The 23855-nt window shown below is 73.1% G+C and carries 17 protein-coding genes and 1 pseudogene; 12 read left to right on the forward strand and 6 right to left on the reverse strand.

What is annotated here, in order from left to right:
• Nucleotides 1-11: 11 nt before the first annotated feature.
• Complete coding sequence (locus ER308_RS17935) at nucleotides 12-893, reverse strand: class I SAM-dependent methyltransferase (protein WP_131156257.1); 882 nt, start codon at nucleotides 891-893, stop codon at nucleotides 12-14.
• Between the two features lie 142 nt (nucleotides 894-1035).
• On the opposite strand from ER308_RS17935, the gene ER308_RS17940 reads away from it, so the two are divergent.
• The 6 genes from ER308_RS17940 to ER308_RS17965 all read left to right on the forward strand — a co-directional run bounded on the left by ER308_RS17940 (nucleotide 1036) and on the right by ER308_RS17965 (nucleotide 10973).
• Nucleotides 1036-2697 carry a LuxR family transcriptional regulator gene (locus ER308_RS17940; protein WP_131156258.1) on the forward strand — a complete coding sequence of 554 codons (1662 nt, stop codon included), beginning with the start codon at nucleotides 1036-1038 and terminating at the stop codon, nucleotides 2695-2697.
• Nucleotides 2698-2858: 161 nt separating this feature from the next.
• Nucleotides 2859-4232: an MFS domain-containing histidine kinase gene (locus tag ER308_RS17945; protein WP_165492223.1), complete on the forward strand. Its 1374-nt coding sequence runs from the start codon at nucleotides 2859-2861 to the stop codon at nucleotides 4230-4232.
• Complete coding sequence (gene dapA / locus ER308_RS17950) at nucleotides 4219-5136, forward strand: 4-hydroxy-tetrahydrodipicolinate synthase (protein WP_131156260.1); 918 nt, start codon at nucleotides 4219-4221, stop codon at nucleotides 5134-5136. The genes ER308_RS17945 and dapA overlap by 14 nt, the downstream gene beginning before the upstream one ends.
• The gene (locus ER308_RS17955; RefSeq protein WP_131156261.1) at nucleotides 5136-6794 is read left to right on the forward strand and encodes a ribonuclease J; all 1659 of its coding nucleotides are present in this window, start codon (nucleotides 5136-5138) and stop codon (nucleotides 6792-6794) included. The genes dapA and ER308_RS17955 overlap by 1 nt, the downstream gene beginning before the upstream one ends.
• An 88-nt stretch (nucleotides 6795-6882) precedes the next feature.
• A complete protein-coding gene (locus ER308_RS17960) occupies nucleotides 6883-9837 on the forward strand; it encodes an FtsK/SpoIIIE family DNA translocase (protein WP_165492224.1) in 2955 nt (984 codons plus the stop codon).
• Between the two features lie 32 nt (nucleotides 9838-9869).
• Entirely contained in the window at nucleotides 9870-10973 is a 1104-nt protein-coding gene (locus ER308_RS17965) for a UDP-N-acetylglucosamine--N-acetylmuramyl-(pentapeptide) pyrophosphoryl-undecaprenol N-acetylglucosamine transferase (RefSeq protein WP_131156263.1), read from the forward strand.
• Between the two features lie 24 nt (nucleotides 10974-10997).
• Here the strand turns inward: ER308_RS17965 and ER308_RS17970 are convergent, their stop codons facing one another.
• The 4 genes from ER308_RS17970 to ER308_RS22870 form a co-directional block, all read right to left on the reverse strand.
• Nucleotides 10998-11792: a lytic transglycosylase domain-containing protein gene (locus tag ER308_RS17970; protein WP_131156264.1), complete on the reverse strand. Its 795-nt coding sequence runs from the start codon at nucleotides 11790-11792 to the stop codon at nucleotides 10998-11000.
• Between the two features lie 210 nt (nucleotides 11793-12002).
• Nucleotides 12003-13196 carry a CaiB/BaiF CoA transferase family protein gene (locus ER308_RS17975; protein WP_165491685.1) on the reverse strand — a complete coding sequence of 398 codons (1194 nt, stop codon included), beginning with the start codon at nucleotides 13194-13196 and terminating at the stop codon, nucleotides 12003-12005.
• An 85-nt stretch (nucleotides 13197-13281) separates the two neighbouring features.
• The gene (locus ER308_RS17980) at nucleotides 13282-15459 is read right to left on the reverse strand and encodes a sensor histidine kinase (RefSeq protein WP_131156266.1); all 2178 of its coding nucleotides are present in this window, start codon (nucleotides 15457-15459) and stop codon (nucleotides 13282-13284) included.
• A gap of 7 nt (nucleotides 15460-15466) precedes the next feature.
• Entirely contained in the window at nucleotides 15467-17497 is a 2031-nt protein-coding gene (locus ER308_RS22870; protein ID WP_131156267.1) for a S8 family serine peptidase, read from the reverse strand.
• Nucleotides 17498-17859: 362 nt separating this feature from the next.
• Here ER308_RS22870 and ER308_RS17990 point away from each other — a divergent pair, with 362 nt between their 5' ends.
• From ER308_RS17990 to ER308_RS18010, 5 genes are all read left to right on the forward strand, one after another.
• On the forward strand, nucleotides 17860-18732 hold the full coding sequence (locus ER308_RS17990) for a helix-turn-helix domain-containing protein (RefSeq protein ID WP_131156268.1): 873 nt from the start codon (nucleotides 17860-17862) through the stop codon (nucleotides 18730-18732).
• 17 nt (nucleotides 18733-18749) lie between these two features.
• The gene (locus tag ER308_RS17995; RefSeq protein ID WP_131156269.1) at nucleotides 18750-20090 is read left to right on the forward strand and encodes a competence/damage-inducible protein A; all 1341 of its coding nucleotides are present in this window, start codon (nucleotides 18750-18752) and stop codon (nucleotides 20088-20090) included.
• Nucleotides 20087-20773 carry an RNA 2',3'-cyclic phosphodiesterase gene (gene thpR, locus ER308_RS18000; protein ID WP_131156270.1) on the forward strand — a complete coding sequence of 229 codons (687 nt, stop codon included), beginning with the start codon at nucleotides 20087-20089 and terminating at the stop codon, nucleotides 20771-20773. The genes ER308_RS17995 and thpR overlap by 4 nt, the downstream gene beginning before the upstream one ends.
• A 221-nt stretch (nucleotides 20774-20994) precedes the next feature.
• Complete coding sequence (gene recA / locus ER308_RS18005; protein WP_131157094.1) at nucleotides 20995-22185, forward strand: recombinase RecA; 1191 nt, start codon at nucleotides 20995-20997, stop codon at nucleotides 22183-22185.
• A gap of 8 nt (nucleotides 22186-22193) precedes the next feature.
• Entirely contained in the window at nucleotides 22194-22742 is a 549-nt protein-coding gene (locus tag ER308_RS18010) for a regulatory protein RecX (RefSeq protein ID WP_165492225.1), read from the forward strand.
• A gap of 78 nt (nucleotides 22743-22820) precedes the next feature.
• On the opposite strand, the gene ER308_RS18015 is transcribed toward ER308_RS18010, so the two are convergent.
• Nucleotides 22821-23675, reverse strand: coding sequence for an alpha/beta hydrolase family protein (locus ER308_RS18015; RefSeq protein WP_131156272.1), 855 nt, complete (start codon nucleotides 23673-23675; stop codon nucleotides 22821-22823).
• Between the two features lie 79 nt (nucleotides 23676-23754).
• On the opposite strand from ER308_RS18015, the pseudogene ER308_RS23305 reads away from it, so the two are divergent.
• Nucleotides 23755-23850, forward strand: a pseudogene (locus ER308_RS23305) (hypothetical protein); the annotation flags it as partial.
• Nucleotides 23851-23855 lie beyond the last annotated feature (5 nt).

The raw sequence follows: 23855 nt of genomic DNA on the forward strand, positions 1-23855 counted from the left end.
CCCCGTGGGGGTCAGCGCGGGTTCGTGGCGGCGATCCAGAGCGCCTCGTTGGGCAGGTGGATGCGGCCGTCGGCGGCGACGAACGGCTCCCAGGCCTCCTCGGTCACCCGCCGCCACACCTGCTCCTGCACGTCGGACGGCTGATCGTCGACGAGCGCGGTGACCGGTGGTGCCACGTCGCGGATGAACCGCGTGCACGCCTCCCGGGTGGCGAACTCCCACACGGCGACGACGGTCCCGGTCTCGATCTCGGCGAAGCCGGCGTCGGCGGCCACTGACGCCAGTCGCTGCGGGTCGCCGAGCGCGAAGGGCCCGGGGCGGCCCCGTGGCGGCGGCTCGAGGTCGAGCACGTCGAGGATCACCGGCAGGCAGGCGGCAAAGCCGACGCGATCCGGCGGCCCCCACACACTGGCCGACAGCCGCGCTCCCGGCGTGCAGTAGCGACGCAGCCTTGCCAGCGTCCCGGCCGGCTCGACGAGGTATTGGATCGCCGAGCGGCTGAGGATCGCGTCGACGCTGGCGGCGCCGAGCTCGAGCTCCTCGGCGTCACCCTGGAAGAACTGGACGGCGACGTCGCCGAGGTCGGCCTGCGCGGCCCGCTCCCGCGCGGTGGCCAGCATGTCGCCGGCGATGTCCTGCAGCAGGATCCGGCCACCGGGGGCCACCGCAGGTGCCGCGGTCAGTCCGGGCTCGCCGTAGCCCGCGCCGAGGTCGAGCACCGTCGCGCCGGGCTCGAGGCGGGCGTGGTCCACGAGCAGGCGGCTGAGCGCGCCGCTGCCGTCGTCGGTCTCCATCGTCCCGAGCCAGTCGCGCCAGCCGGGTGCCGCGTCGCGCCACTCCTGTCGGATGCCGTCCTTGAAGCTCACTGGATCGAACGTCGGTGCCTCGCCCATGGCGGATCGCTCCTCTCCGGGTCGGTCCGTCGCGGTCAGCGACCGAACGCATGGTGCGCGAGGTCCGCGCTCGGAGACGTCCGTGAGGTCACGGATCCCGGTACGCAATCTCCATGCCGGCGGTTCCTCGTAGAATCAAGCCATGTCGGGGGAGGCGGACACCGCGGTCGCCCGGGGCGAGCGTGCGCTCGCGGCGGGGGACTGGACTGCGGCCGTTGACGCGTTCGGGGCTGCGCTGGAGCGGGCCGAGACCCCGGAGGCGCTGGCGGGCTACGGCGAGGCGCTGTGGTGGTTGGGCGAGAACCACGAGGGGATGGCCTATCGAGAGCGAGGCTACGTGGCCTTCCGCCACGAGGGGAACCCGGAGCGGGCGGTGGACGTCGCGCTGTGGCTGTGCAAGAACCACCTCGCCACCCTCGGCAACCCCGCGGCGGCTCGGGGCTGGCTGGCGCGGGCGCGCCGCTTGGTCGACGAGCACGGCCTCGAGGAGTGGCACGGCTGGGTGCGGCTGATGGAGGCCTACGACGCCGACGCGGCCGAGGGCGAGGCGCTCGCTCGCGAGGCCCACGAGCTCGCACGGGCACGGGCCGACGCCGACATGGAGCTGTGCGCGCTGGCGGGGGTCGGCGGAGCCCTCGTCGGCCAGGGGCGCGTGACCGAGGGGGTGGGCTACCTCGACGAGGCCATGGCCGGGGCGCTCGCCGGCGAGGGCCGTCACCGCGACACGGTCGTGTTCACCAGTTGCACGACGATCATCGCGTGCACGACCTGCGCCGAGTTCGAACGCGCGGTGCAGTGGGTCCGGGCCACCGACCGTTTCACTCGCCGGTACGGGTGCCCGTTCCTCTACGTCCAGTGCCGTGTCCTCTACGCGGCGGTGCTCTTCGCCACCGGCGACTGGGATCGGGCCGAGGAGGAGTTGCACACTGTCCTGCGCGCGTCCGAGGGCGCCCTGCCGGCGCTGCGGGCGGAGGGGCTCGCGACCCTCGCCGAGCTGCGGCTGGCGCAGGGCCGTCTCGAGGAGGCCGGGCGGCTCGTCGAGGGCCTCGAGGACCAGTCCGCCGCCGTCCCGGTGCTCGCCGGCCTTCACCTCGCCCACGGGCGGGCCAGCACCGCCGAGGCGCTCCTGCGCCGCTGCGTGGGCGAGGTCGGCGACTCCCTCGAGGCGCTGGGGTTCCTCGAGTTGTTGGGCGAGGCCGCCCGGGTCGGGGGGAGGGTCGACGAGGCGCAGGACCGTGGCCGCGCCCTCGCCGAGCGCGGTGCCTCCCTCGGCTGCGATCTCGCCGTCGCCCGCGGCGCGAGGCTGCAAGGGCAGGCGCTCGCGGAGGTCTCGCCGGAAGAGGCCCGTCGCCACCTCGAGGAGGCGCTCGCGACCTTCGGCCGGCTCGGCATGCCCGTGGAGGCTGCCCGTACCCGTCTGCGGTTGGCCTCACTGCTGCGCTCGCACTTGCCCGAGTTGGCCGCCGACGAGGCCCGCACCGCGCTCGATGTCCTCGAGGGCGTCGGCGCAAGCCGCGACGCCGCCGCCGCTTCCGACCTGCTGCGGGAGCTGGGCGTCGCGGTCGCGCGCCGCGGGCCGCGGAGCCTCGAGATCCTCACCCACCGCGAGCAGGAGGTGTTCACGCTGCTCGGCGAGGGGCTGTCCAACCCTGACATTGCTGAACGGCTCTACATCAGCCGGCGGACCGCTGAACAGCACGTTGCCCGCGTCCTGCGGAAGCTCGGGTTGCGCAGCCGCGCCGAGGCCGCCGCCGAAGCGACGCGCCAAAGCCACCGAGCCCCGCCTCGGTTCGGCGCCCGTTAGCCCGCCGGGTGGGCCGGACCCGGCGTCTTCTCCCCGTGGCTCGGCGGATCGGTCGCCACAGGGCCGGGCGGGGGTCATCGCGTGGTCCCGCCGGCGCACGGTTACCATCACCACAGCGGCTCACGGACGGGCCGCGGCCGTGCGAGCGAGCGAGGATGCGAATGGCCGCGACGTCGGGCTGGGCGGCCCGGCCGACCGACTGGCGCCTGCGGGCGCCCGACGACGTGCTGCTGCGCCGCTTCGGGTACGTGCGTGCCGTCGGCGGCGCGGCCTGGATCGTCGCGGTCGCGGTGTTGTGGACGCTCTACGGCACGGCGGTGTGGCCGTTGGCGCTGGGGGTCCCGATCCTCGCGATCGTCACGGCCGTGTACTTCGCGCGTTCGCTGCGGTATCCACGCTCGCTGCTCGCCACCTCGCTCGTCGCCGACGCGCTCGTGTTGGCCGGGGCGGTCGCGTTCTTCGGGGGCACGGGCTCCGGACTCGTGATGCTCCAGGCGATCGTGATCGTGAGCGCCGGGCTGCTGCTGGGCCCCCTGTCGGCGGTGGGGTTCACCACGCTGGCAGTGGCCCTGGGGTTCGGCCTGCTGGGCCTCGAGCAGGTCGGCGTGACCCCGGCGTTCTTCCACCGCCCCGACCTCGGGGCGCGCTGGCCGATCCTCGTCGCGAGCTGCGCCGGGCTCGTGAGCGTCGGCTACCTCGCCGCCACGTACGGCGGGCGGTTGCACGAGCTGATCGTGATCGCGGGCGCCGAGGCCGACGACTGGCGGGCGCAGGGACGCCGCCGTCGCCGCTACGTCGGGATGGCCGCCGAGGACGTGTACGCACGCGTCGGTCGCCTGGAGCAGCTCGCGGATCAGCTCACCGCCCCGGTCGACGAGGACGAGCGCACCCAGCTAGCCGCACGACTGCGGGTCGGGCTCGCCGAGGTGGGGGCGGGCGTCGAGGAGGTCGCCGATGCGGCGGAGCTCGACCGCCTGCGGGACTCGCGTCCCGAGCCGATCGCGCTCGATCGCGTCGTCGCGGACTGTCTCGACGCGCTGGCGGAGCGGCTCCACGAGCACCGCGTCACCGTGGACGTGCCCCCGACGAAGGTCATCGGTGACGCGCGAGGCGCCCGGCGGATCGTCTTCAACCTCCTCGAGAACGTCGCCGACCACACGTCGGCCGGCACGCGAGTGCACGTCGCCGCACGCGTCCGGACCTGGCGCTGCGTGCTCGCGGTCACCGACGACGGCCCCGGGGTGGGGGACGACGTCGACCCGTTCGCGGCCGCGGGGGACGGCAAGATCGGCCTCTCGCTGGTGCGCGAGCTGTGCGAGGAGCTGGGCGCCGAGGTCCGTCACCAACGCCCCAAGGACGGGGGTGCGCGCTTCCTCGTGGCCTTTCGTCTGGCTCCGCAGGCCGCGCAGAGCCGTGAGGAGGCCGGGAGCCGCGCGGAGACCGACGGGGCGGTGCGAGCGCCCACGGTTTCGGGCCCGCCTGACCGGCCTGCTGCTCGCGGGTCGGTAGACTCGGATGGCGATGTCCTCACTTGACTCCAGCTCCGATCCTCCGCTGGGTCGCCTCATCACCGCGATGGCGACCCCGTTCGCGGCCGATGGCGCCCTCGACCTCGATGGCGCACGACGACTCGCGGCCTACCTGGTCGACGAACAGGGTGCCGACGGGCTCGTCGTCGCCGGCACCACGGGCGAGTCACCCACCCTCACCCACAGCGAGACGCTCGACCTCTTCCGCGCCGTGATCGACGTGGTGGGCGACCGGGCGCAGGTCATCGCCGGCTGCGGCAAGAACGACAGTGCGGCGACCGAGACGCTCGTTCGCGAGGCCACCGAGCTCGGCGTGGACGGCGTGCTGCTCGTGAGCCCGTACTACAACAAGCCCTCGCAGCGCGGGCTCGCCGAACACTTCGACCGTGCCGCGTGCGCGACCGACCTGCCGGTGCTGCTCTACGACATCCCGGGACGGACCGCCGTCGAGCTGTCCGTCGACACCATCCGCGCGGTCGCCGAACGGTGCCCGAACGTGGTCGGGGTGAAGGACGCGGTCGGCAATCCCGTGAAGACCGCCCGGCTGGTCCGCGACACCCCCGAGCGCTTCGTCGTCTACGCCGGCGACGATCACAGCCTGCTCACGGTGCTCGCCGCGGGCGGCGTCGGCGTCGTCTCGGTGGCCGGCCACGTGGTCGGACGCGATCTCGCGGCGATGATCGAGCACTTCCCGACCGATCCCGCGGCGGCCCGGGCGGTCCATCACCGGCTGCTCGAGCTGTACACGGCCTTGTTCGCGGACTCGAACCCGGTGCCGCTGAAGGCGGCCCTGCGACATCTCGGCCTGCCGAGCGGACCCGTGCGCGGCCCGCTCGCCGACGCGGACGCTACGGTCGCGGCGCAGGTCGCCACGGCGCTCGACGCTCTCGACGTACAGGTGCACCACTGATGGCTACCGAGTCACCGCCCGTCACCGTCAGCTTCTACGGGGGTCTCGGCGAGATCGGCGCGAACATGGCCGCCGTCGAGGTCGACGGCAAGATCCTGCTGATCGACGTCGGGTTGATCTTCCCCGATGCGGAGCACTTCGGGGTCGATCTCATCCTCCCGGACTGGTCGGAGCTCATCAAACGGTCCGACGACGTCCACGCGGCCGTGATCACCCACGGCCACGAGGACCACATGGGCGCGCTGCCGTTCTTCCTGCGCGACTTCCCCGACCTGCCGGTCTACGGGACGCGCCTCACCCTGGGGCTGATCGAGGCGAAACTGACCGAGCACCCCGACGTGCGTGCGGATCTGCGAGAGGTCGAGCCGGGCGACCGCATCGACTCCGGCCCGTTCGACCTCGAGTTCGTCGGTGTGAGCCACTCGATCCCCGACGGGCTCGCGACCGCGGTGCACACGCCACACGGGACGATCCTGCACTCGGGGGACTTCAAGCTCGACCAGACGCCGATCGACGGGCGCACCACCGACATCCCGCATCTGGCCGCGATCGGCGACGAGGGGGTCTCCCTGCTGCTCGCCGACTCCACGAACGCGGACAGCCCGGGTTTCGTGCCGAGCGAGCGCAGCGTCGGCGCGACCATGCACCAGGTCTTCGCCCAGGCCACCGGCCGGATCATCTGCACGACGTTCGCGAGCCACGTGCATCGGGTGCAGCAGGCGATCGACGCAGCCACCGACGCCGGCCGCAAGGTCTGCTTCGTCGGCCGCTCGATGGTGCGCAACATGCCGATCGCCCGGGAGCTCGGCTACCTGAACTACGACGACGACCAGATCATCGACATGGCGGCCGTTCCCGAGCGCCCGCGTGACGAGGTCGCGATCATCTGCACCGGCAGCCAGGGGGAGCCGTTCGCGGCGCTGTCGCTCATGGCCGCCGGACGCCACAAGCAGGTGCAACTCGAGGTCGGCGACACGGTCGTGATGGCGTCGAGCGTGATCCCCGGCAACGAGAGCGCGATCTACAAGTCCATCAACGGCCTGTTCCGGCAGGGCGCCCAGGTCGTGCACAAGGGCATCGCCCCGGTGCACGTCTCCGGGCACGCGGCGGGGGACGAGCTGAAGTTCTTCCACAACGTCGTTCGCGCCGACGGCTTCGTGCCGGTCCACGGGGAGTACCGCCACCTCGTGCGCCACGCCGAGATCGCGCGGGAGTGCGGGACCCCGGACGACCAGGTCTTCGTCGTGAGCGACGGCGAGCGGATCGTGCTCGAGGACGGTCGGTTGCGGCGCGGCGAACCGTTCCGCGCCGGACGAGTGTTCGTGGACGGTCTCGGTGTCGGCGACGTCGGCAACGCCGTGCTCCGCCACCGCGAGCAGCTGTCGAGCGAGGGCGTGTGCGTCGCGGTCGTCGTCGTCGACGAGCAGTCGCAGATCGTCGGCGAGCCCGCCGTCACGCAGACGGGCATCATCTACGAGCCCGAGCAGTCCACCCTGCTCGAGAAGGCCTCGCGCCAGGTCGGCGAGGAACTCGAGCGAGCCGACCACGCGGGTGACCCGGCCCAGCTCCGGCGCTTGGCGGTCCAGACGTTGGCGCGCTTCTGGCGCGACGAGGTCGGGCGGCGCCCGGTCATCCACGCCGAGATCGTCGAGGTCTGACGCCCGAGCCATGTGCCGGCCCCGCGCCGGTCCTGTCCGTCCCGGTCCCCGTCCTCCCCGACCCCGGTCCTGCCGGTTAGGAGACGAGATGGCCACCACGAGCGAGCGCAAGCGCCGCCAGGAGGCCCGCACGCGCGACCGCGCGGGTGCGGGCGGGCGTGCGCGCTCGGCTGGGGACGGGAGCACCACCGGCAAGCGCTCCACCGACAAGCGGTCGACCGGCAAGCAGGGCACCGGTGGCCCCGCGGCCGGCGCCAAGGGCGGCAGCAAGAAGCAGGCGAAGGGGCGGGGCGACGCCTCGGACGCGCAGACCGCCGCCCGTCGGCCCGAGGCTCCCGATGAGGGGCAGGAGCCCGCACGGGCTCGTGACTACCTGCGTGACGCGTGGGCGATCGCGCTGCTCGTGCTCGCGGCCCTGAGCGCGCTGGGGATCTACGCCCAGGCCGCGGGCGTGGTGGGGGACTTCCTCGACCTGCTGTTCCGCGGTCTGTTCGGTGTGCTCGGCTTCGCCGCGCCCGTCGCGCTCGCCGCGGGGGGCCTCGCGCTGCTGCGCGACCCGCGGCCGGGAACCCCGCGGATCGTGATCGGGCTCTCGCTGGTCACCCTGGGCGTGAGTGGCCTGTGGCACCTGGCGCAGGGCGCTCCCGTCTGGGACGCCCCGACCCGCGAGCTGCACGCCGCGGCGGGTTGGCTCGGGGCGACCGTTGCGGTCCCCCTCTCACGTGTCGCCGCGACCGGAGGCACGGTCGTGCTGCTGCTGCCGATCACGGTGCTCGGGCTGCTCATCACGACCGCCACGCCCCCCCGCCGGCTGGTCCGCAACGCCGGCGCGTGGATCGCCGAGCGCCGCGCCCGCCGCGCGGAGCGCCGCGAGCGGGAGGCGTTGCACGCCGATGGCGCCGACGTGCCCGAGGGCGACGGGAGCGAGACAGGGGACGAGGCCGCCACGACACGGGTCGATGCCGATCCCGCTCGAGGCAGGACGTGGCGTGACCGGCTGCGTCGGCGCTCCGGGCCGCCGCTGCTGGACGCGCAGGCGGAGGTGGACGATCCCGACGAGGAGACCGCCACTCCCGAGGTCGCCGAGGCCGCTGAGGCCGAGACCGCCCCGCGCGAGGCCGGTCGGCCGACCTCCGCCGACCCGGAGGACGAACCCGCCTCCGACACGAAGCTGCTGCAGAGCGAGTTGGCTCTCCACGAACCCGATAAGAAGCCCGACGGGGCCGCGGCGAGTGGAGAGGCCGATTCCGGGCTCGCGACGCGGATCGGGCCCCCACCGGAAGCCGCGGACTATCGTCTGCCGGACCTCGCCCGGTTGCGCACCGGTCGGGCCGCGAGCGGCGGCAAGCGTGAGCGTGACGAGATGACGGCCGCCCTCGAGAACACCCTCGCGCAGTTCAAGGTCACCGCCCACGTCGCGCGCATCTCGAGCGGCCCGACGATCACCCGGTTCGAGCTCGAGCTCGGCGAGGGCGTGCGCGTGGGCGCGGTGACCAAGCTCGCCGACGACATCGCCTACGCACTGGCGACCCCCGAGATCCGCATCGTCGCGCCCATCCCCGGCAAGAGCGCGATCGGGATCGAGGTGCCCAACCGCGAGCGGGGCCTGATCACCCTGGGCGACGTGTTGCGTAGTCCCGAGGCCGAGGCCCAGCACCACCCGCTGTCGGTCGGGTTCGGCGTCGACATCGCCGGCAACCCGGTGCTCGTCAACCTCGCGCAGATGCCCCACATCCTGATCGCCGGGGCCACCGGCTCGGGGAAGTCGGTGACGATGAACGGGATCGTCACGAGCGTGCTCATGCGCGCCGCCCCCACCGAGGCGCGCATGATCCTCGTGGACCCCAAGCAGGTCGAGCTCAACCACTACGAGGGCGCACCGCACCTGCTCACCCCCGTGGTCACCGACCCCAAGCGCGCGACCGAGGCGCTCGGCTGGACCGTGGACGAGATGGAGCGCCGCTACGAGCGGCTCGCGCTCCTCGGCTACCGCAACATCGACCAGTACAACCGCGCGGTGCGCGACGGCACGGTGCGCGAGCCGTCGGGTCGGGCCCGCGAGCGCGACCGCGCCGACGGTGGGGTGTGGGGCGCCGGCACCCCCGATCCGGAGGGCGCGGCGGAAGCCGGCAATCCCGACGCGGCCGCCGGCGCCTCGGCGGCCGCCGGCGAGGGCAGCGCCTGGGAGCCGATGCCCTACCTGCTGTTCGTGATCGACGAGCTCGCCGACCTCATGATGGTCGCGCCCCGAGACGTCGAGAGCCACATCGTGCGCCTCGCCCAGAAGGCGCGCGCGGTGGGCATCCACCTCGTGATCGCGACGCAGCGCCCGTCGGTCGACGTCATCACTGGGCTCATCAAGGCGAACGTCCCGTCCCGCGCGGCGCTCGCGATGGCGACGCAGGCCGACAGCCGCACGATCCTCGACCAGGCGGGGGCCGAGAAGCTGGTCGGGCACGGCGACATGCTCTTCAAGCCCGCGAACGCGTCGAAGCCGCACCGCATCCAGGGCGCGTTCGTGAGCGAGCCCGAGATCGAGGAGGTCGTGCACGCCTGCGCCGACCAGCACCGTCCCCAGCACGTCGAGGGCATCATCCGCACCGGCGAGGACGCCGAGATGGCCGACCTCACCGAGGGGGAGGCCAGCGACAACGACCTCACCCGCAAGGCGATGGAGCTCGTCGTGCGCTCGGGGCTCGGCTCGACGTCGATGCTGCAGCGCAAGCTCAAGGTTGGGTTCGCGCGGGCCGGCCGGATCATGGACGAGCTCGAGGAGCTCGGGGTCGTGGGCCCCTCCAAGGGCTCGAAGGCCCGCGAGGTGCTCATGACCGTCGACGAGCTCGAGGGGCGCGGCTCCGAGTCCCGCGACGCCGGGAGCGCGGCCTCCACCTCCGAGCCGGTCGATGGCGCCGGCGACGCCGACCAGACGGGTGCGGAATCGGCGGACGGAGCCCACGAGGGCCGCCATCCGACCGACCCGCCCGATGCGCAGGACGAGCCGGGCGGTGCCTCCTCGCGTGGATGGACGGGGGGCGACGCGTGAGGCGGAGGCGTCGGCCACGATCCGAGGGGCCGATGAAGCTGCTCGTGTCCGGCGGCGGCACCGCCGGGCACGTCTATCCCGCGCTCGCGATGCTGTCGGCGTGGGAGGAGGCGGACGAGGCGAGCGCTGGTCCGTTACCGGATGTGGTGTGGGTCGGGACGCCCGGTGGCATGGAGCGCGACATCATCGCGGGTCGTGGGCTGCCCTACCGCGCGGTGCCCGCCGGCGCGCTGCGGGGGAAGTCGCCGCTGGTCACCGCGGCAGGCATCGCGAAGCTGCTCGTCGGGGTGGTGGTCGCCCTGGCCGTGGTGGTGCGGCAGCGGCCCGACGCGGTGCTCACCACCGGCGGGTACGCGAGCGTGCCGGTCGCGATCGCCGGTCGGCTGCTCTTCCGGCCCGTCGTCGTCTTCCTCCCGGACGTGGTGCCCGGGGTCGCGGTGCGCCTGCAGAGTCGGTTCGCGACCCGTATCGCCGCCTCGTTCGAGGACGCCACCCGGTTCCTGCCCGCGCGCAAGGCGACGGTGACGGGGTACCCGGTCCGGCCGGCGTTGCTCGGAACGAGCCGTGAGGAGGCCCGCGCCCGTCTGGGGCTGCACGGGGACCTGCCGGTTCTGCTGCTGTACGGGGGGAGCCTCGGGGCGCGCACCCTCAACTACGGGGTCACCGGGGTGCTGCCCGACATCCTCGAGCGGTGCCAGTTCATCCACGTGGCCGGCCAACTCGACCACGAGGAGCTCGCCAAGCGCAGCGCGGAGCTCCCCGAGGAACTGGGGCAGCGGTACCACCTGCACGCGTTCCTCGGGGATCAGCTCGTCGATGCCCTGGTGGCCGCCGACCTGTGCGTGTCCCGCGCCGGCGCGTCCACCCTGGCCGAGCTGCCCGCGGTCGGACTGCCGGCCATCGTCGTCCCCGGGCCCTTCAGCGACCAGGAGGCGAACGCGGACTTCCTCGTCGAGCACGGTGCGGCGGTGAAGGTCGGCAACGACGCGGCTCAGGCGGGCATGCTCGGGGGGGTCATCCTCGACCTCCTCGGGGACGAGGAGACCCGGACCCAGATGGCGGCCTGCAGCGCCGCGCTGGCCCGACCGGATGCCGCGCACCGGCTCATCGCGCTGCTGCGCGACGTCGCACGCTAGCGCCGGTCGGTCGGGCCGGGTCCGTCACCAGTCGACCTCCCGCAGCTGATCGCGGCTCGCCCGGACGTCGGTGGAGAACTGCTCCGCCTGCGGGTAGGCGCCGTGCTCGCGCAGCGCCGCCGGTCCCTGGTTGTAGGCGACGAGGGCGTCGGCCAGACCGCCCTTGTCGTCGATCATCTTCTGCAGGAACGCCAGCCCCGCGTGGGCGTTGTCGATCGGGACCGTGGGATCGAGCGGCTCGTCGAGGTGCTCCGCCATCGCCTGCGCTGTCCGGGGCTTGACCTGCAGGACGCCGACCGCCCCCGCGTGCGAGACGGCGCGCGGATCGAAGCGTGACTCGTGCCAGGCCAGCGCGAGCGCGAGCTCGGGCTCGGTCGACTGGGCCTCCGCGGCGGTCTCGATCGCGTCGACCACCCGACCCCGCTCGGCGAGCGCTGCCTCGAGCGGATCGTCCTCGTCGGGCTCGCGGCGCTCCGCGGCCTGAGCGGCGGCCTCCCGTACGAGCTCGTCGGGATCGAGGTTGTCGATCGGCGGGCTGGAGACGGGGGTACCGGGGTCCTCGGCGGGCTCCGGTTCCTCCTCCTCCTCCTCCTCCTCTCGCACCTCCGGGTCGTTCGCCGCGGTGATGTGGGCATCGGCTGTCGTGGGGGACCGTGCCGGGAGGTCGCGCATCGTCGACGAGGGTGGCTCCAGCGCGGCCTCGACGTTGGAGCGCGCCTCCCCGTGGGCGAAGCCCGACTCCTCGTGTGCATCGGCGGCGGTCGTGTGCCACTGCGCGGCCGAGGCCAGCAGCCCGACTGCCAGGACGGCGACCGCCAAGGGGACGACAGGGGCCCGGGCACGCCAGGGGGTTGGTCGCCCGTCGGGGCGGTCGTGCTGCGAACGCGCGCAGCGATTTACACGGGGGTGGTGTCTCACGAAAAGGCTCCCGCTCGGGGAGCCACTCGATTGCCCGCTGGGGTCGCTCGAAACGACCTCTGGGGTCAGCCGCCCCTGTACCTCCGGGCAGGAGCGTGGTGACGCGCGCGGTCACCCCTCGTCCGGCGTCCAGACGACCCCCGCGTGGTGAAGCCGGGTGAGCTCGACGGTCCCGAGACCGGCATCGGCCAGCACCTCGAAGGTGTCGGCACCGGGCACCTTCGGCGGTACCGGGATCGCCTCGCCCGCGCCCGCGAACCGCGGGGCGGGCGCGGGCTGGGTGACGCCGCCCACGTCGACGAAGGTCCGCCGTTCCCGGTGGTGGGGGTGCTCGGGAGCCTCGCCCGGAGCGAGCACCGGGGCGACGCAGGCGTCCCGGTCCGCGAACACGGCTTCCCAGTGGGCGCGCGTGCGGCTGCCGAAGATCTCCGCGAGTTCGCGTCGCTGCCCGGGCCAGTGGGCGAGGTCGTGCTGGGGCCAACGCTCCGGGTCCAGATCGAGGGCCTCGAGCAGCTCCGCGTAGAACGGTGGCTCCAGGGCGCCCACGGCGATGTACTCCCCGTCCGCGGTCTCGTAGGTCCGGTAGAAGGGGGCGGCACCGTCCAGGAGGTTGGCCTCCCGCTGGTCGCTCCACAGTCCGGCGGCGCGCATGCCGTGCAGCATCGCCGTCTGCGCGGCCGCCCCGTCGATCATCGCCGCGTCGACGACCTCGCCCTCCCCGCTCGCCCGGGCGCGGAGGATCGCGGCGAGCACGCCGAAGGCCAGCAGGAACCCGCCCCCGCCGAAGTCCCCGACGTAGTTCAGCGGCGGGGGAGGGGGGTGGTCCGGCGGTCCGATGGGGTGCAGGGCACCGGCCAGCGCGATGTAGTCGAGATCGTGACCCGCCCGGGACGCGCGTGGGCCTGTCTGTCCCCATCCCGTGATCCGTCCGTAGACGAGCGCCGGGTTCGCCGGATGCAGGTCGCGGGGCCCGACGCCCAGCCGTTCGGCGACACCCGGTCGGAACCCCTCGATAAGGGCGTCGGCGCGGGTGGCGAGGCGCGCGACCAGCTCGGCGGCCCCCGGCGCCTTGAGGTCGATCGCGATCGACCTCCGGCTGCGCAGGAGCGGGTCGCTGTTCGCCCCGGGCCGGGGTTCCCCGGGACGATCGATGCGGATCACCTCCGCCCCGGCGTCCGCGAGCACCATCGCGGCGAACGGCCCGGGTCCGATGCCCGCGAGCTCGAGGATCCGCAGCCCGGCAAGAGGTCCGGTGGCGGTCGGGGGACGGGTCTGGGGGTCGGCCTGAGGGTCGGGGGTGCTCACGCGTGTCCTCCGGACGATGGCGACGTCACGCGGTACGCCGCGTCGCTCGCGCGGCGCAGCGGGGACGCCAGCCTCGCACGTCGTCTCAGCGTCGGTCGTGTTGCTCGCTGCGTCGAGCGATGCGCGGGGGCGGCTCCACGACGACCGGTCCGGTGGTGACCCCGAGGAGGGGGAGCTGCACGGTCGCGGCCGTGCCTGCGGTGGGGCCGTCATCGATCGTGACCTCGCCGCCCAGCGCTCGCACCAGCGCGCGCACGATGAAGAGGCCGAGACCGGCACCGCTGGTGCGCATCCGCAGCGGGTCCTCGAGGCGCTCGAACCGCTCGAACACGCGATCGCGGTCCTCGAGCGGCACTCCCGGGCCCTCGTCGATCACGCGGATCTCCACGTGCTCGTCGCGTTCGATCACGTGCACGGAGATCGTCCCCCCGGTGGGGCTGAACTTGCCCGCGTTGTCGAGCAGGTTGGCGAGGACCTGCTGCAGTCGGAGCGCGTCGGTCGTGCCGAGGAGGGACTCCGGTCCCTCGTACGCGACGACGTGCTCGGGGAGCGACTCCTGGGCCCGGTCGACCTCCCCGCGCACGACCTGCACGAGGTCGGCCGTCGCCGGCACGACCCGCGGTGGGTCGCTGCCCTGCGAGGAGAGTTGCGCAACGAGGATGAGGTCCTCGACGAGGCGCCCCAGGTGATCGGCGCGGTTCTCGATCTGGTCGAGCAGCCGCTGCCGCTGGTGCTGGTCCAGGCGGTCGGCGCGTTGGGAGAGGAGCTGCGCGCTCGCCTTGATGGGCGTCAGCGGGGTGCGCAGCTCGTGGCTGACGATCGCGAGCATGTCGTCCTTGGCCTGAGCGACGCGGCGCTCCTCGGTCACGTCGTGCACGACCGCGACCGACAATCGGCCGAGCCCGGCGTCGTCGACGCTCGCGATCGCGACACGCCAGATCCGCCCGTCGTCGGTGTTGGTGTTGGGGCGGATGACGTCGTGCACTCCCGGATCCTGCCAGGGGCCGGGCCCCAGGACGTCGTGGACCTGTTGGTGCCGGCCGTCGGTGGTCCCCGTGAGGCTCGCCATCGCGTCGTTCCACAGCCGGACGATCCCGTCGTCGTCGAGCACGAGGATCCCGTCGGCGGTCCCGCCAACGACCGCCTCGAGGGTCGCGCGTTCCTGCTCGAGCGCCATCGAGGCCGCGGCGCGGTCCAGGTGCACGCGTGCCGAGCGGGCGAACCGCTCCAGCCAGGGCAGCAGCTCGTCAGCGGTGGCCGCGCCTTCGCCCCACGCGACGAGCACGCCGGGACCGAAGGGCACCGCGAGGGCGCGCTCCTCGCCGAGGAGGCCGAAGTCCGCCAGCGTGCCCCGCTGGGGATCGGCCTCCCCGTCGACAGGGCACGAGCCACTGCCCTCCGGTGCGCCGGCCCGCCAGCGACCGTCGTGCCACAGCGCCGCCGACAGGCCGAGCGTCGTGCGCACCCCCTCGCTGATGAGGCGGCTCACCTCGACCGGGTCGCGAGCCTCGGCGAGATTGCGTTCCACCTCGACGAGGAGATCAGATCGGTTCCGCAGCCGTTGCTCGGAGGTCTGCGCTCGGCTGGCCAGGTGGAGGAGGATGAGCGGCGCGGCCATCGCGGCGAGCGCGAACGGCGCGTTGACCCAGAGCACCAGGACGAGGACGGCGAACGCCCCGTTGCAGGCCGGGACGAGCGCGCTGGTGGGTGCGAGCTGCTGCGCGAGACGGAGCGGGTTGCGCTGGGTCACGAACCCCGTGATCAGCGCGATGAGGACGCTGTTCGCGACGATGAACAGGGCCACCGCCAGCGCGAAGCCGAGGACCGTTCGCGAGTCGAGCCGCAGCGGGTCGTCGGCGATCGAGAACAGCGTGATCGCGGCCAGGCTCGCGCAGACGGTGTACTGCGCGCAGTTGAACAGGACCTTGATCGGCTCCGTCCGCTCGAGGAGCTGGGCGATGAGGATGCCGAGGAGCGCGCCCAGCGCCACGTTGCCCGGGGCGGTGAACGCGAGTGCCGCGAACACCGCGGTGTCCGCGAGCGCGAAGCGGATCGTGTTGTCGTTGCGACTGTCGATGTCGAGACCGAACCGCTCGCCCAGGACCATCGAGGCCGCGATGGCCACGACCGGTACCGGCGACATCGCGGCCGGGGCCAGGGCGATCGCGGCCGCGCAGAGCGCGACCGCGGCGGCGGTGACCAGCCAGATGAGGCGCTGCGCTGAGCGTGGTAGCTCCCGGAGCGCCTCACGGATGCCGGTCACGCCATGCTCACTCGTCGACGATGAGGTTCCAGGAATCGGCGCGCCAGCTCAGGATATCCCAATCGTCGCTCCGCCAGCTCAGGATCTCGGTCTCGAGTTCCCTCCAGCTGAGGATGTCCCAGTCCTCACTGCGCCAGCTGAGGATGTCCCAGTCGTCGCCGCGCCAGCTGAGGATGTCCCAGGCGTCGCTGTAGCGCAGCTGCGCCCAGTCGTCGGCGGTCCAGACGCTCGCGTGCCAGTCGGCCGCGGTCCAGACGCCGCCCTGCCAGTCCTCGGCTCGCCAGCTCAGGATGTCCCAGGTCACGGCGGGGTGCCGCCACTCGGGGGGGTCGTCCCAGCGCGCCGCGGCCCAACCGTCGGCCTTCCAGCCTCCGTCGCTCCACTCGGCGGGTTCCCACTGGGCGGTCGCCGGCATCGGCAGGAGCCCCAGGGCCCGGCGGACCGCGCGGTCGCGGACCTCGCCGGCCCGGCCCCGGGCCTGGTCGCGGGCCTCGTCGGCACGGTCGCGCGCCTCGTTGGCGCGGTCCCTGGCCTGCTCGCGGGCCTGGTCGGCGCGGTCCTGACCGTCCGTGCGGGCTTGGTCGGCCCGGTCGCGGGCATGGTCGACCCCGTTGTGCCCGGCGGCGTTGCCGTGCCCGTGGTCGCCCTGCTGCCCGGGCGGGCCGGGCCGATCGGGCGGCCCCGGAAGGTCCGGTGGCCCGGGCGGGTCCGGGAGGTTCGGGGGTCCGGGCAGCGGCTCCTGCAGCTCCTCGGGGCGCTCGCCCTCGATGCCGTCGACGGCGGCGAGGACCCCGGGGGCGTCGACGATCCGCTGCCCGTCGCTCTCGTTGCTGCCGTCCAGCAGCGCCTCGGTGAGCTCCAGCCCGTCGAGCCCGGGGTTCTCCGCGGAGGCGAGGGCCGCGGTCCCGGCGACCAGCGCGGTCGAGATCGAGGTGCCGCTGCCTCGCAGCAGCCCTTGCTCCAGGCGCGCGATGCCGCCGTCGTTGTCTTCCTCCTCCGCCTGATTCCGCGCGTTCACGCCGAGGATCGACTCCGGGTCGTGATGGCTGATCACCTCGACGCCGGGGGCGTAGATCCGGGGGGCCTCGTCTCCCACGCGGTTGTGTCCGCTCCCGGAGAACTCCTCCCCGTCGGAGGCGCCGACCGCGAGCGTGCCGGGGCTCGTCGCCGGCGAGGAGAGATTGTCCGGGCCGTCGTTCCCCGACGCCGTGACGAGCAGGACCCCGTTGGCGCCGAGGCGCTGGGTCGCGATGTCGAGCAGCTGCCCGGCGGCGTTGTCCGGGTCCACGCCGAGGGCCAGCGATCCCACGCGGATCCCCAGGTCACGGCCGGGGCCGTGCAACCACTCGAGGGCGGCGAGGACCGTTCCGAGGTCGGTGTCGCCATCCTGGTCGCCGACCTTCAGGGACAGGATCCCCGTGTCCGGCGCGATGCCGGGCATCGAGTTCCCGCTCGCCGCGATGAGCGACGCCATGAAGGTGCCGTGCCCGTAGCCGTCGCCGCCGCCGCTGTCGGTGAAATCGACCTCGCCCGCGATCGATCCCTCCAGGGCCTCGATGTCGGCCACGCCGGTGTCGATCAGGGCCACCAGCCCGTCCCCGCCGGTCTGCGTGTCCCAGGCTTCGGTCGCCCCGATGGTCTCGAGGGCCTCGTGAGGGCCTTCCAGACCGGTGGTGTGCGTGGTCGCGCCCTCGCTGGAGCTCGTCTCGTCACTGTCGGGGGCGACGTACTCGCCGCCCGAGGGATCGTCCGCGGTCTGCCACGACAGGGGTGTGTCGGCGGCCACGCCACCCTCGGGGCGCTCGGAACTGCGGATCAGGAGCGCGTCGGCGACGAGGAGCGGGGTCACGACCTCGGCATCGCCAGGAAGGTCCGCGCTCGCGGGCACGATCCATTCGGTCGCGCCGGCGTCGTGGGGTCCTGCTCCGCCCGCGTGCGCCGGGGCGCCGACCGGAAGGGTCAGCGCGATCAGCGCAGCGAGGGCGACGAGGCCGGCGAGCACCCTCCGACCGGTGGATGGGGCGTGAGTCCCTCGCATGGCGGCACCTCGGGGTCGTTATCGGCGTTGGGACTGGTTACTGGGAGTGATCGGCATGTTACCCCAGATGCTCCAGGCTCACGTCGCGTTTGACTCGAAGTGACTAGTCCGCAGATGGTCCGGGCTACCGGCTGCGGGGGCCCCGAGGCGGGGGAGCTTCCCGGTCGGATCGTACCGGAGGACCCTGGCGCCACCCGATGCCGTGCGCTGGGTGCACGGTCTCTGCGCGACGGACCTAGGGTGTGCTTGTCCGCTCTGGTTGGGGTCGACGCTGCACGACCTATACTTGAGGCGGATCGCGCGCCCGTTCGCGGGTGTGGTGACGCGAACCGACGTCGCATGACCGTAGGAAGGGTGTCCCGATGGAGTCGGGCATCGGCGAGACGTTGCGCAGCGCCCGTGAGCGGTCCGGAGTCACGCTCGCGGACGCTGCGGCCGAGACCCGCATCCGGGAGACCCATCTCAGCGCACTCGAACGCGAGGAGTTCGACAACCTCGGCGGTGAGGTCTACGTCAAGGGGTTCCTCCGCAGCTATGCCCGGTTCCTCGGCATCGACCCCCAGCCCCTCGTCGAGGCCTACCGGCAGCAGTACGCCGCGCCGGCGCCGATCGAGGAACTGAGCCACGAGCCGGTCGAGTCGCCTCCGCAGGCTCGTCGTCCCCTGGCGGCACTCGTCGTGGCCGTCGCGATCCTCCTCGTCGGCGGTCTGGCGCTGATCAGCCTCTTCGCGCCCGATGACGAGGAAACCGCCGACGCTCCCGTGCCCGACCCGGTCGAGGACGACGAGGACGCGGTCGCCGGCAACGGCGAGGACGAGGGGAACGACGAGGACGAGGACGACGACGAGGACGAGGACGACGACGAGGACGAGGACCAGGCGAACGACGACGAAGACGGCGATGACGAGGAGAACGAGGAGGGGAACGACGACGAGGAGGAGGAGGAGGAGGACGACGAGCCCGGCCCCTCCGAGGAGATCGTGCTCGGGTTCGCCATCAACGGCGGGCAGTCCTGGGTGCGCATCGTCGTGGACGGCGAGAACGTCGAGGAGGGCACCCTGTCCGAGGGCTTCTCCGAGACCTACCGCGGCGACGAGGTCGTCATGCGCATCGGCAACCCCGGCGCGGTCCAACTGGAGCTCAACGGCGAGGACCTGGGGGAGGTCGGCGAGCCCGGGATGCCGATCGACGTGACGTGCTCGACCGATCTCGCGGACTGCGAGGTGAGCGCCTGAGCGGCGGGGCGGGGACCATGCGCGCCGAGATCGTCGCGGTCGGCAGCGAGCTCCTGCTCGGCGACGGGGTCGACACGAACTCGGCCTGGATCAGCGCCCGGCTCAACGAGATCGGCGTCAACGTCCACCGGCACGTGACCGTGGGCGACAACGACGAGCGCCTGCGGGCGGTGCTCGTGGAGTCCTGCGGGCGCGCCGAGGTCGTCGTGGTGACCGGTGGCCTCGGGCCGACGCAGGACGATCGGACGCGTGACATCGTCGCCGAGCTCGCCGGGGTGCCGCTCGAGCGGGACGAGCAGCTCGTCTCCTACCTGGAGCGATACTTCGCGGACCGCGGACGGGAGATGACCGAGAACAACCTCCGCCAGGCCGATCTTCCCAGTGGGAGCCGGATCCTCGCGCCGGCCGGCACCGCGGCCGGGTTCGCGGTCGAGTGCTCCGGTGCCACGATCTGGTGCCTGCCGGGGGTCCCGTGGGAGATGCGCACGCTCGTCGAGCGCGAGCTCGTTCCCACGTTGGCGGCCCAGACGGGTGCGTGGGCCACGGTGAGCCGACTCGTCCGCACCGCCGGGATGGGCGAGTCCCAGGTCGCCGAGCGCTGCGCGGATCTGGTCGACCGTCTGGACGCCCAGGGCAACCCCACGATCGCGTTCCTGGCCTCCAAGGGCGAGACGCGCGTGCGCGTGACCGGACGGGCGGAGACTCGCGAGCAGGCCCTCGCCCTCATCGACCCGGTTGTGGACGAGCTCGTCGACCGTCTGGGAGCGGGCTTCGCCGGCCTCGACGACGAGGGCGCCGAGCACGCGATCGCGCGTCAGCTCGGCCACCTCGGCTGGACGCTGGCGGTGGGCGAGTCGCTCACGGGTGGCAGCGTCGGCGGCCGGCTGGTGCACGTCCCCGGCGCGAGTCAGTGGTTCCGCGGCGGCGTGACCGCGTATGCCACGGACGCGAAGCCGTCGCTCCTCGGGGTGTCGCGTGACCTGCTCGACCGGCACGGCCCCGCGAGCCAGGAGGCGGCGATCGCGCTCGCGGCCGGAGCACGGGACCGGCTCGAGACCGACGTCGGCCTCGGCCTCGTCGGTGTCGCCGGGCCGGAGCCCCAGCAGGGGGCGGAGGTCGGGACGGTGCACCTCGCGGTCGTGCTGCCCGACCCCTCCGGACTCGACGCGCAGCAGCGCAGCCGCACCGTCCGGCTGCCCGCCGGCGGACGTGACACCATCCTCGACTTCGCGACCAGCGCGGCGCTCGACTACGTCCGTCGCCGGCTCGCCGAGGCGATGCCCGATGAGGGCTCGGGTCCGGCGCCCGCGGGGCCGTCGGGGTCCGGAACGGCGGAATCGACCACCTATCCAGGATGACCGACGAGACGGGTGCGGGTTCGCGGATGAGCGCGGGGGATGCGCGCGCCGCCGACGCGGGCCGGTCGCCAGGCGCCGAGCGGGCCGGGGCCGAGCGGGGTGGGGCCGAGCGGGCCGGGGCCGAGCGGGGTGGGACCGAGCGACTGTTCGTCGGCGTGCTCGTGGGGGAGGAGGCCGCCCGGGACCTGGACGAGGCGCTCGCGCCCCTGCGCCGCGAGCACTCCCGACTGACCTGGATCGCCCGCGAACGATGGCACCTCACGCTCGCGTTCCTCGGCGAGGTCGATCCCGACACCGCGGCGGCCGCCGATCTCGCGGTCGAGGAGGCCGCGGGGGTGCACCCACCGATGACCGTGGCGTTGGACGGCTCGCTCGGGCGTTTCGGTCGGGGCGTGCTGTGGGCCGGGATCGTGGCCTCGTCGGAGCTGGATGCGCTCGCCGCCGACGTGCGCTCCCGATTGACGGCCCGTGGGGTGGGCTTCGACGACAAGCCCTTTCATGCGCACCTGACCGTTGCCCGCCCGCCCCGGCGCGGTCGGCTGCCGTCCGGGATCACCGACGGGTTCGCGGGACCGACGACCCGCTGGACGCTGGAGGCCGTGCACGTGGTGCGCTCCGAGCGCGGTCGAGGCGGGGGTCGCTACGTGACTCGATCGCGGTCCCCGCTGGCCGGTCCCGCCTGACGGTGGCGGGGCGGGTCGAGCCGCGAGCGGGCCCTGCCATCGATGTCGAACACGTATTCGCTACACTTCGGATCCACAGGGGCGGCACCCGGATCCGCGGGATTGTCGTACCTCCTAGGTACCGTGTGGCGCACAGCTTGTGAGCGAGTCGGCGACTGCTTCCCCGCGCCGCAACCCATCACCCAGAAGGAGCGAGCGTGGAGCGCGACAAAGCCCTCGATATGGCCATCGGCCAGATCGAAAAGCAGTACGGCAAGGGCGCGATCATGCGCATGGGCGAGGAAGCCAAGGTCCAGGTGGCCTCCATCCCCACGGGCGCGCTGAGCCTCGATCTCGCGCTCGGCATCGGCGGAATCCCGCGAGGCCGCGTCACGGAGATCTACGGACCCGAGAGCAGCGGGAAGACCACCGTCGCGCTGCACATCGTGGCCGAGGCGCAGCAGGCCGGCGGGATCGCCGCCTTCATCGACGCCGAGCACGCGCTCGATCCCAAGTACGCCCGAGCACTCGGGGTCGACGTGGAGGCTCTGCTGGTGAGCCAGCCGGACACCGGGGAGCAGGCCCTCGAGATCGCGGACATGCTCGTCCGCTCGGGGGCGGTCGACGTCGTCGTCGTCGACTCGGTCGCCGCTCTCACCCCTCGTGCCGAGATCGAGGGTGAGATGGGCGACAGCCACGTCGGGTTGCAGGCCCGTCTCATGAGCCAGGCCTTGCGCAAGCTCGCCGGCACGCTGCAGAAGTCGAGCACCGCCGCGGTCTTCATCAACCAGATCCGCGAGAAGGTGGGGGTCATGTTCGGGAGTCCCGAGACGACCCCGGGCGGCCGTGCGCTCAAGTTCTATTCCTCGGTGCGGCTCGACGTCCGGCGCATCGAGTCGTTGAAGGACGGCAACGACTTCGTGGGCAACCGCATCCGCGTCAAGGTCGCGAAGAACAAGGTCTCCGCGCCGTTCCGCCAGGCCGAGTTCGACATCCTCTTCGGTGAGGGGATCTCCAAGGAGGGCGCCATCATCGACGTGGGGGTCGACAACGGGATCATCAAGAAGGCGGGCGCCTGGTACACCTACGACGGCGAGCAACTCGGGCAGGGCCGCGAGAACGCCCGCAAGTTCCTGAAGGAGCACACCGACGTCGCAGCCGAGATCACCAAGAAGGTCACCGAACATCTCGGGCTCGTGCCCACCGACGTGACCGGGGGTGAGGCGAGCGGCGACGTCGAGGGATCCGCTGGTGGCGTCGAGTCCGCTGAGTCCACCGAGAGCGGTACGGCCGGGGGCGATTCGCAAGCCGAGGGATCCACCAAGGGCCCCAAGGGGGGCAAGGGCACGAAGGCCAGCAGGACCCAGAAGGCAGATCCACCCGGCGACGCCGAGGTCGACGCGGACGGCAGCCCATCGCTCATCAACGAGTAGACCCGGCAGTGAACGACCCGACCACCGCCTCTCGACCCGACGTGGCCTCGGGCTCGACCCCCGAGACCGGTACCGCGCCCGACCAGGTCGGGGACGCCGTGGCATTCGTGCTCCGCAGCACACGCCAGCGACCCCAGACGGAGGCCGAGCTGCGGGACAAGCTCGCGGAACGCGGCGTCGCATCGGAAGTCGTCCAGGAGGCCCTGGCCCAGGCCCGTTCGCTCGGCGCGACCGATGACCGTGCCTTCGCGCGGGCCTGGGTCCGGGACCGCGGCCAGGGCCGCGGGTACGGCGCCTTGCGGCTGCGTCAGGAGTTGCTGCGCCGCCGCGTGCCCGACCATCTCGTCGACGAGGCCCTCGCGACGCTGGAGGATCGGGACGAGGAATCCGTGGCCGAGGATCTCGCGCGCGAGCGTGCTGCGCGCTTCGAGGCTCGGATCGAGCCCGACCGAGCCGCGCGCCGACTCGCGGGGTTCCTGCAGCGGCGCGGGTACCCGCCCGCGCTGGCGCAGCGGGTCGCCATCCGAGTCAGTGGCCTGGACCGGGACTGGGACTGAGCAGAGGCCGGGCGAGCGACGGCAAGGCGCGTCTGCCTGCGTGTCGGCCGGTGCAGGCAGGGCCATGAGGTGGGCCGGTCACGCCGCCAGCAGCCAGTCGAGGAGCTCGGGCCAGACCGGCCTCCCGACCGAGCGGTGCAGCAGGTGGATGTGGCCGATCCGGTCCGCGTCGACCTCGTCGGGCTCCACGACCCGGGTCTCGACGGTTGCGGCGATGAGTCGATCGTGCAGTGCCGCATGCGTCGCTGGTGTCGCCCAGCCGTCGTCGGCGGCACGGACGGCGAGCACCGGCGCCGTGATCTCGGCGAATCCGCTCGTGTCGAGGGTCGCGTCGCCGAAGATGAAGTCGGGATCGCGGCACCAGCGGCCCCACTCGGCGAGCACACCACGGGGCAGATCGTCGCCGCCCCACGCCCATGAGGGCGCGTAGCCGCAGAGCGCCGCCACCAGCGGGAAGTAGGTGTACCAGCCGAGCGCGAGCCGCCAGCGCTGCCCCTTCGCCATGTCGCCCCAGTAGCCGGACATGGCGGAGACGGTGAGGATGCGCGCGGGCAGCCTCCGCGAGTCCGCGAGCGGCAGGAACGCGGCGCCGGCGCTCTGTCCCACCCAGAGCACGCGGCCGTCCGTGTGCTCGCTGGCGTGGCGCAGTACCCCCTCGATGTCGAGCTGCCCCCAGTCGCGCATCGTCGCCCGCTCCGACCGTGGAGGTCCGTTGCGCGACGCGCCCGTCCCGCGGTAGTCGAACGTGATCGTCGTCGCTCCGCGCTCGACGATCGCCAGCGCGAAGTCGCGATAGAAGCGCTGGGGGACCCCCGTCGCACCGGCGATGACCACGACGTCGTCGCCCTCGCCTGGGTAGGTGTGGGCGGCGAGCTCGCGCCCGTCTGCCGCCTTGATCGGGTGCGGTGTGGGCACCACCGACGCGTCCGTCATCGTCACCCCCGTCGAGCTACTGCCCGAGCCGCTGTCGACCGGTCGCCCGAGCCGGCGAGTATGACGCACCACCGTCGTCGCCTCGCTTGAGGGGGCGCTGCTGCTCGCCCGGGTCGAGCGGGACGCGCAGCCGGTGCGCACGGTTGCACGCGATCTGGCCAGCCGCGCCCAGTGAGGTCT

It is taken from the genome of Egibacter rhizosphaerae (assembly GCF_004322855.1).
GTDB lineage: Bacteria > Actinomycetota > Nitriliruptoria > Euzebyales > Egibacteraceae > Egibacter > Egibacter rhizosphaerae.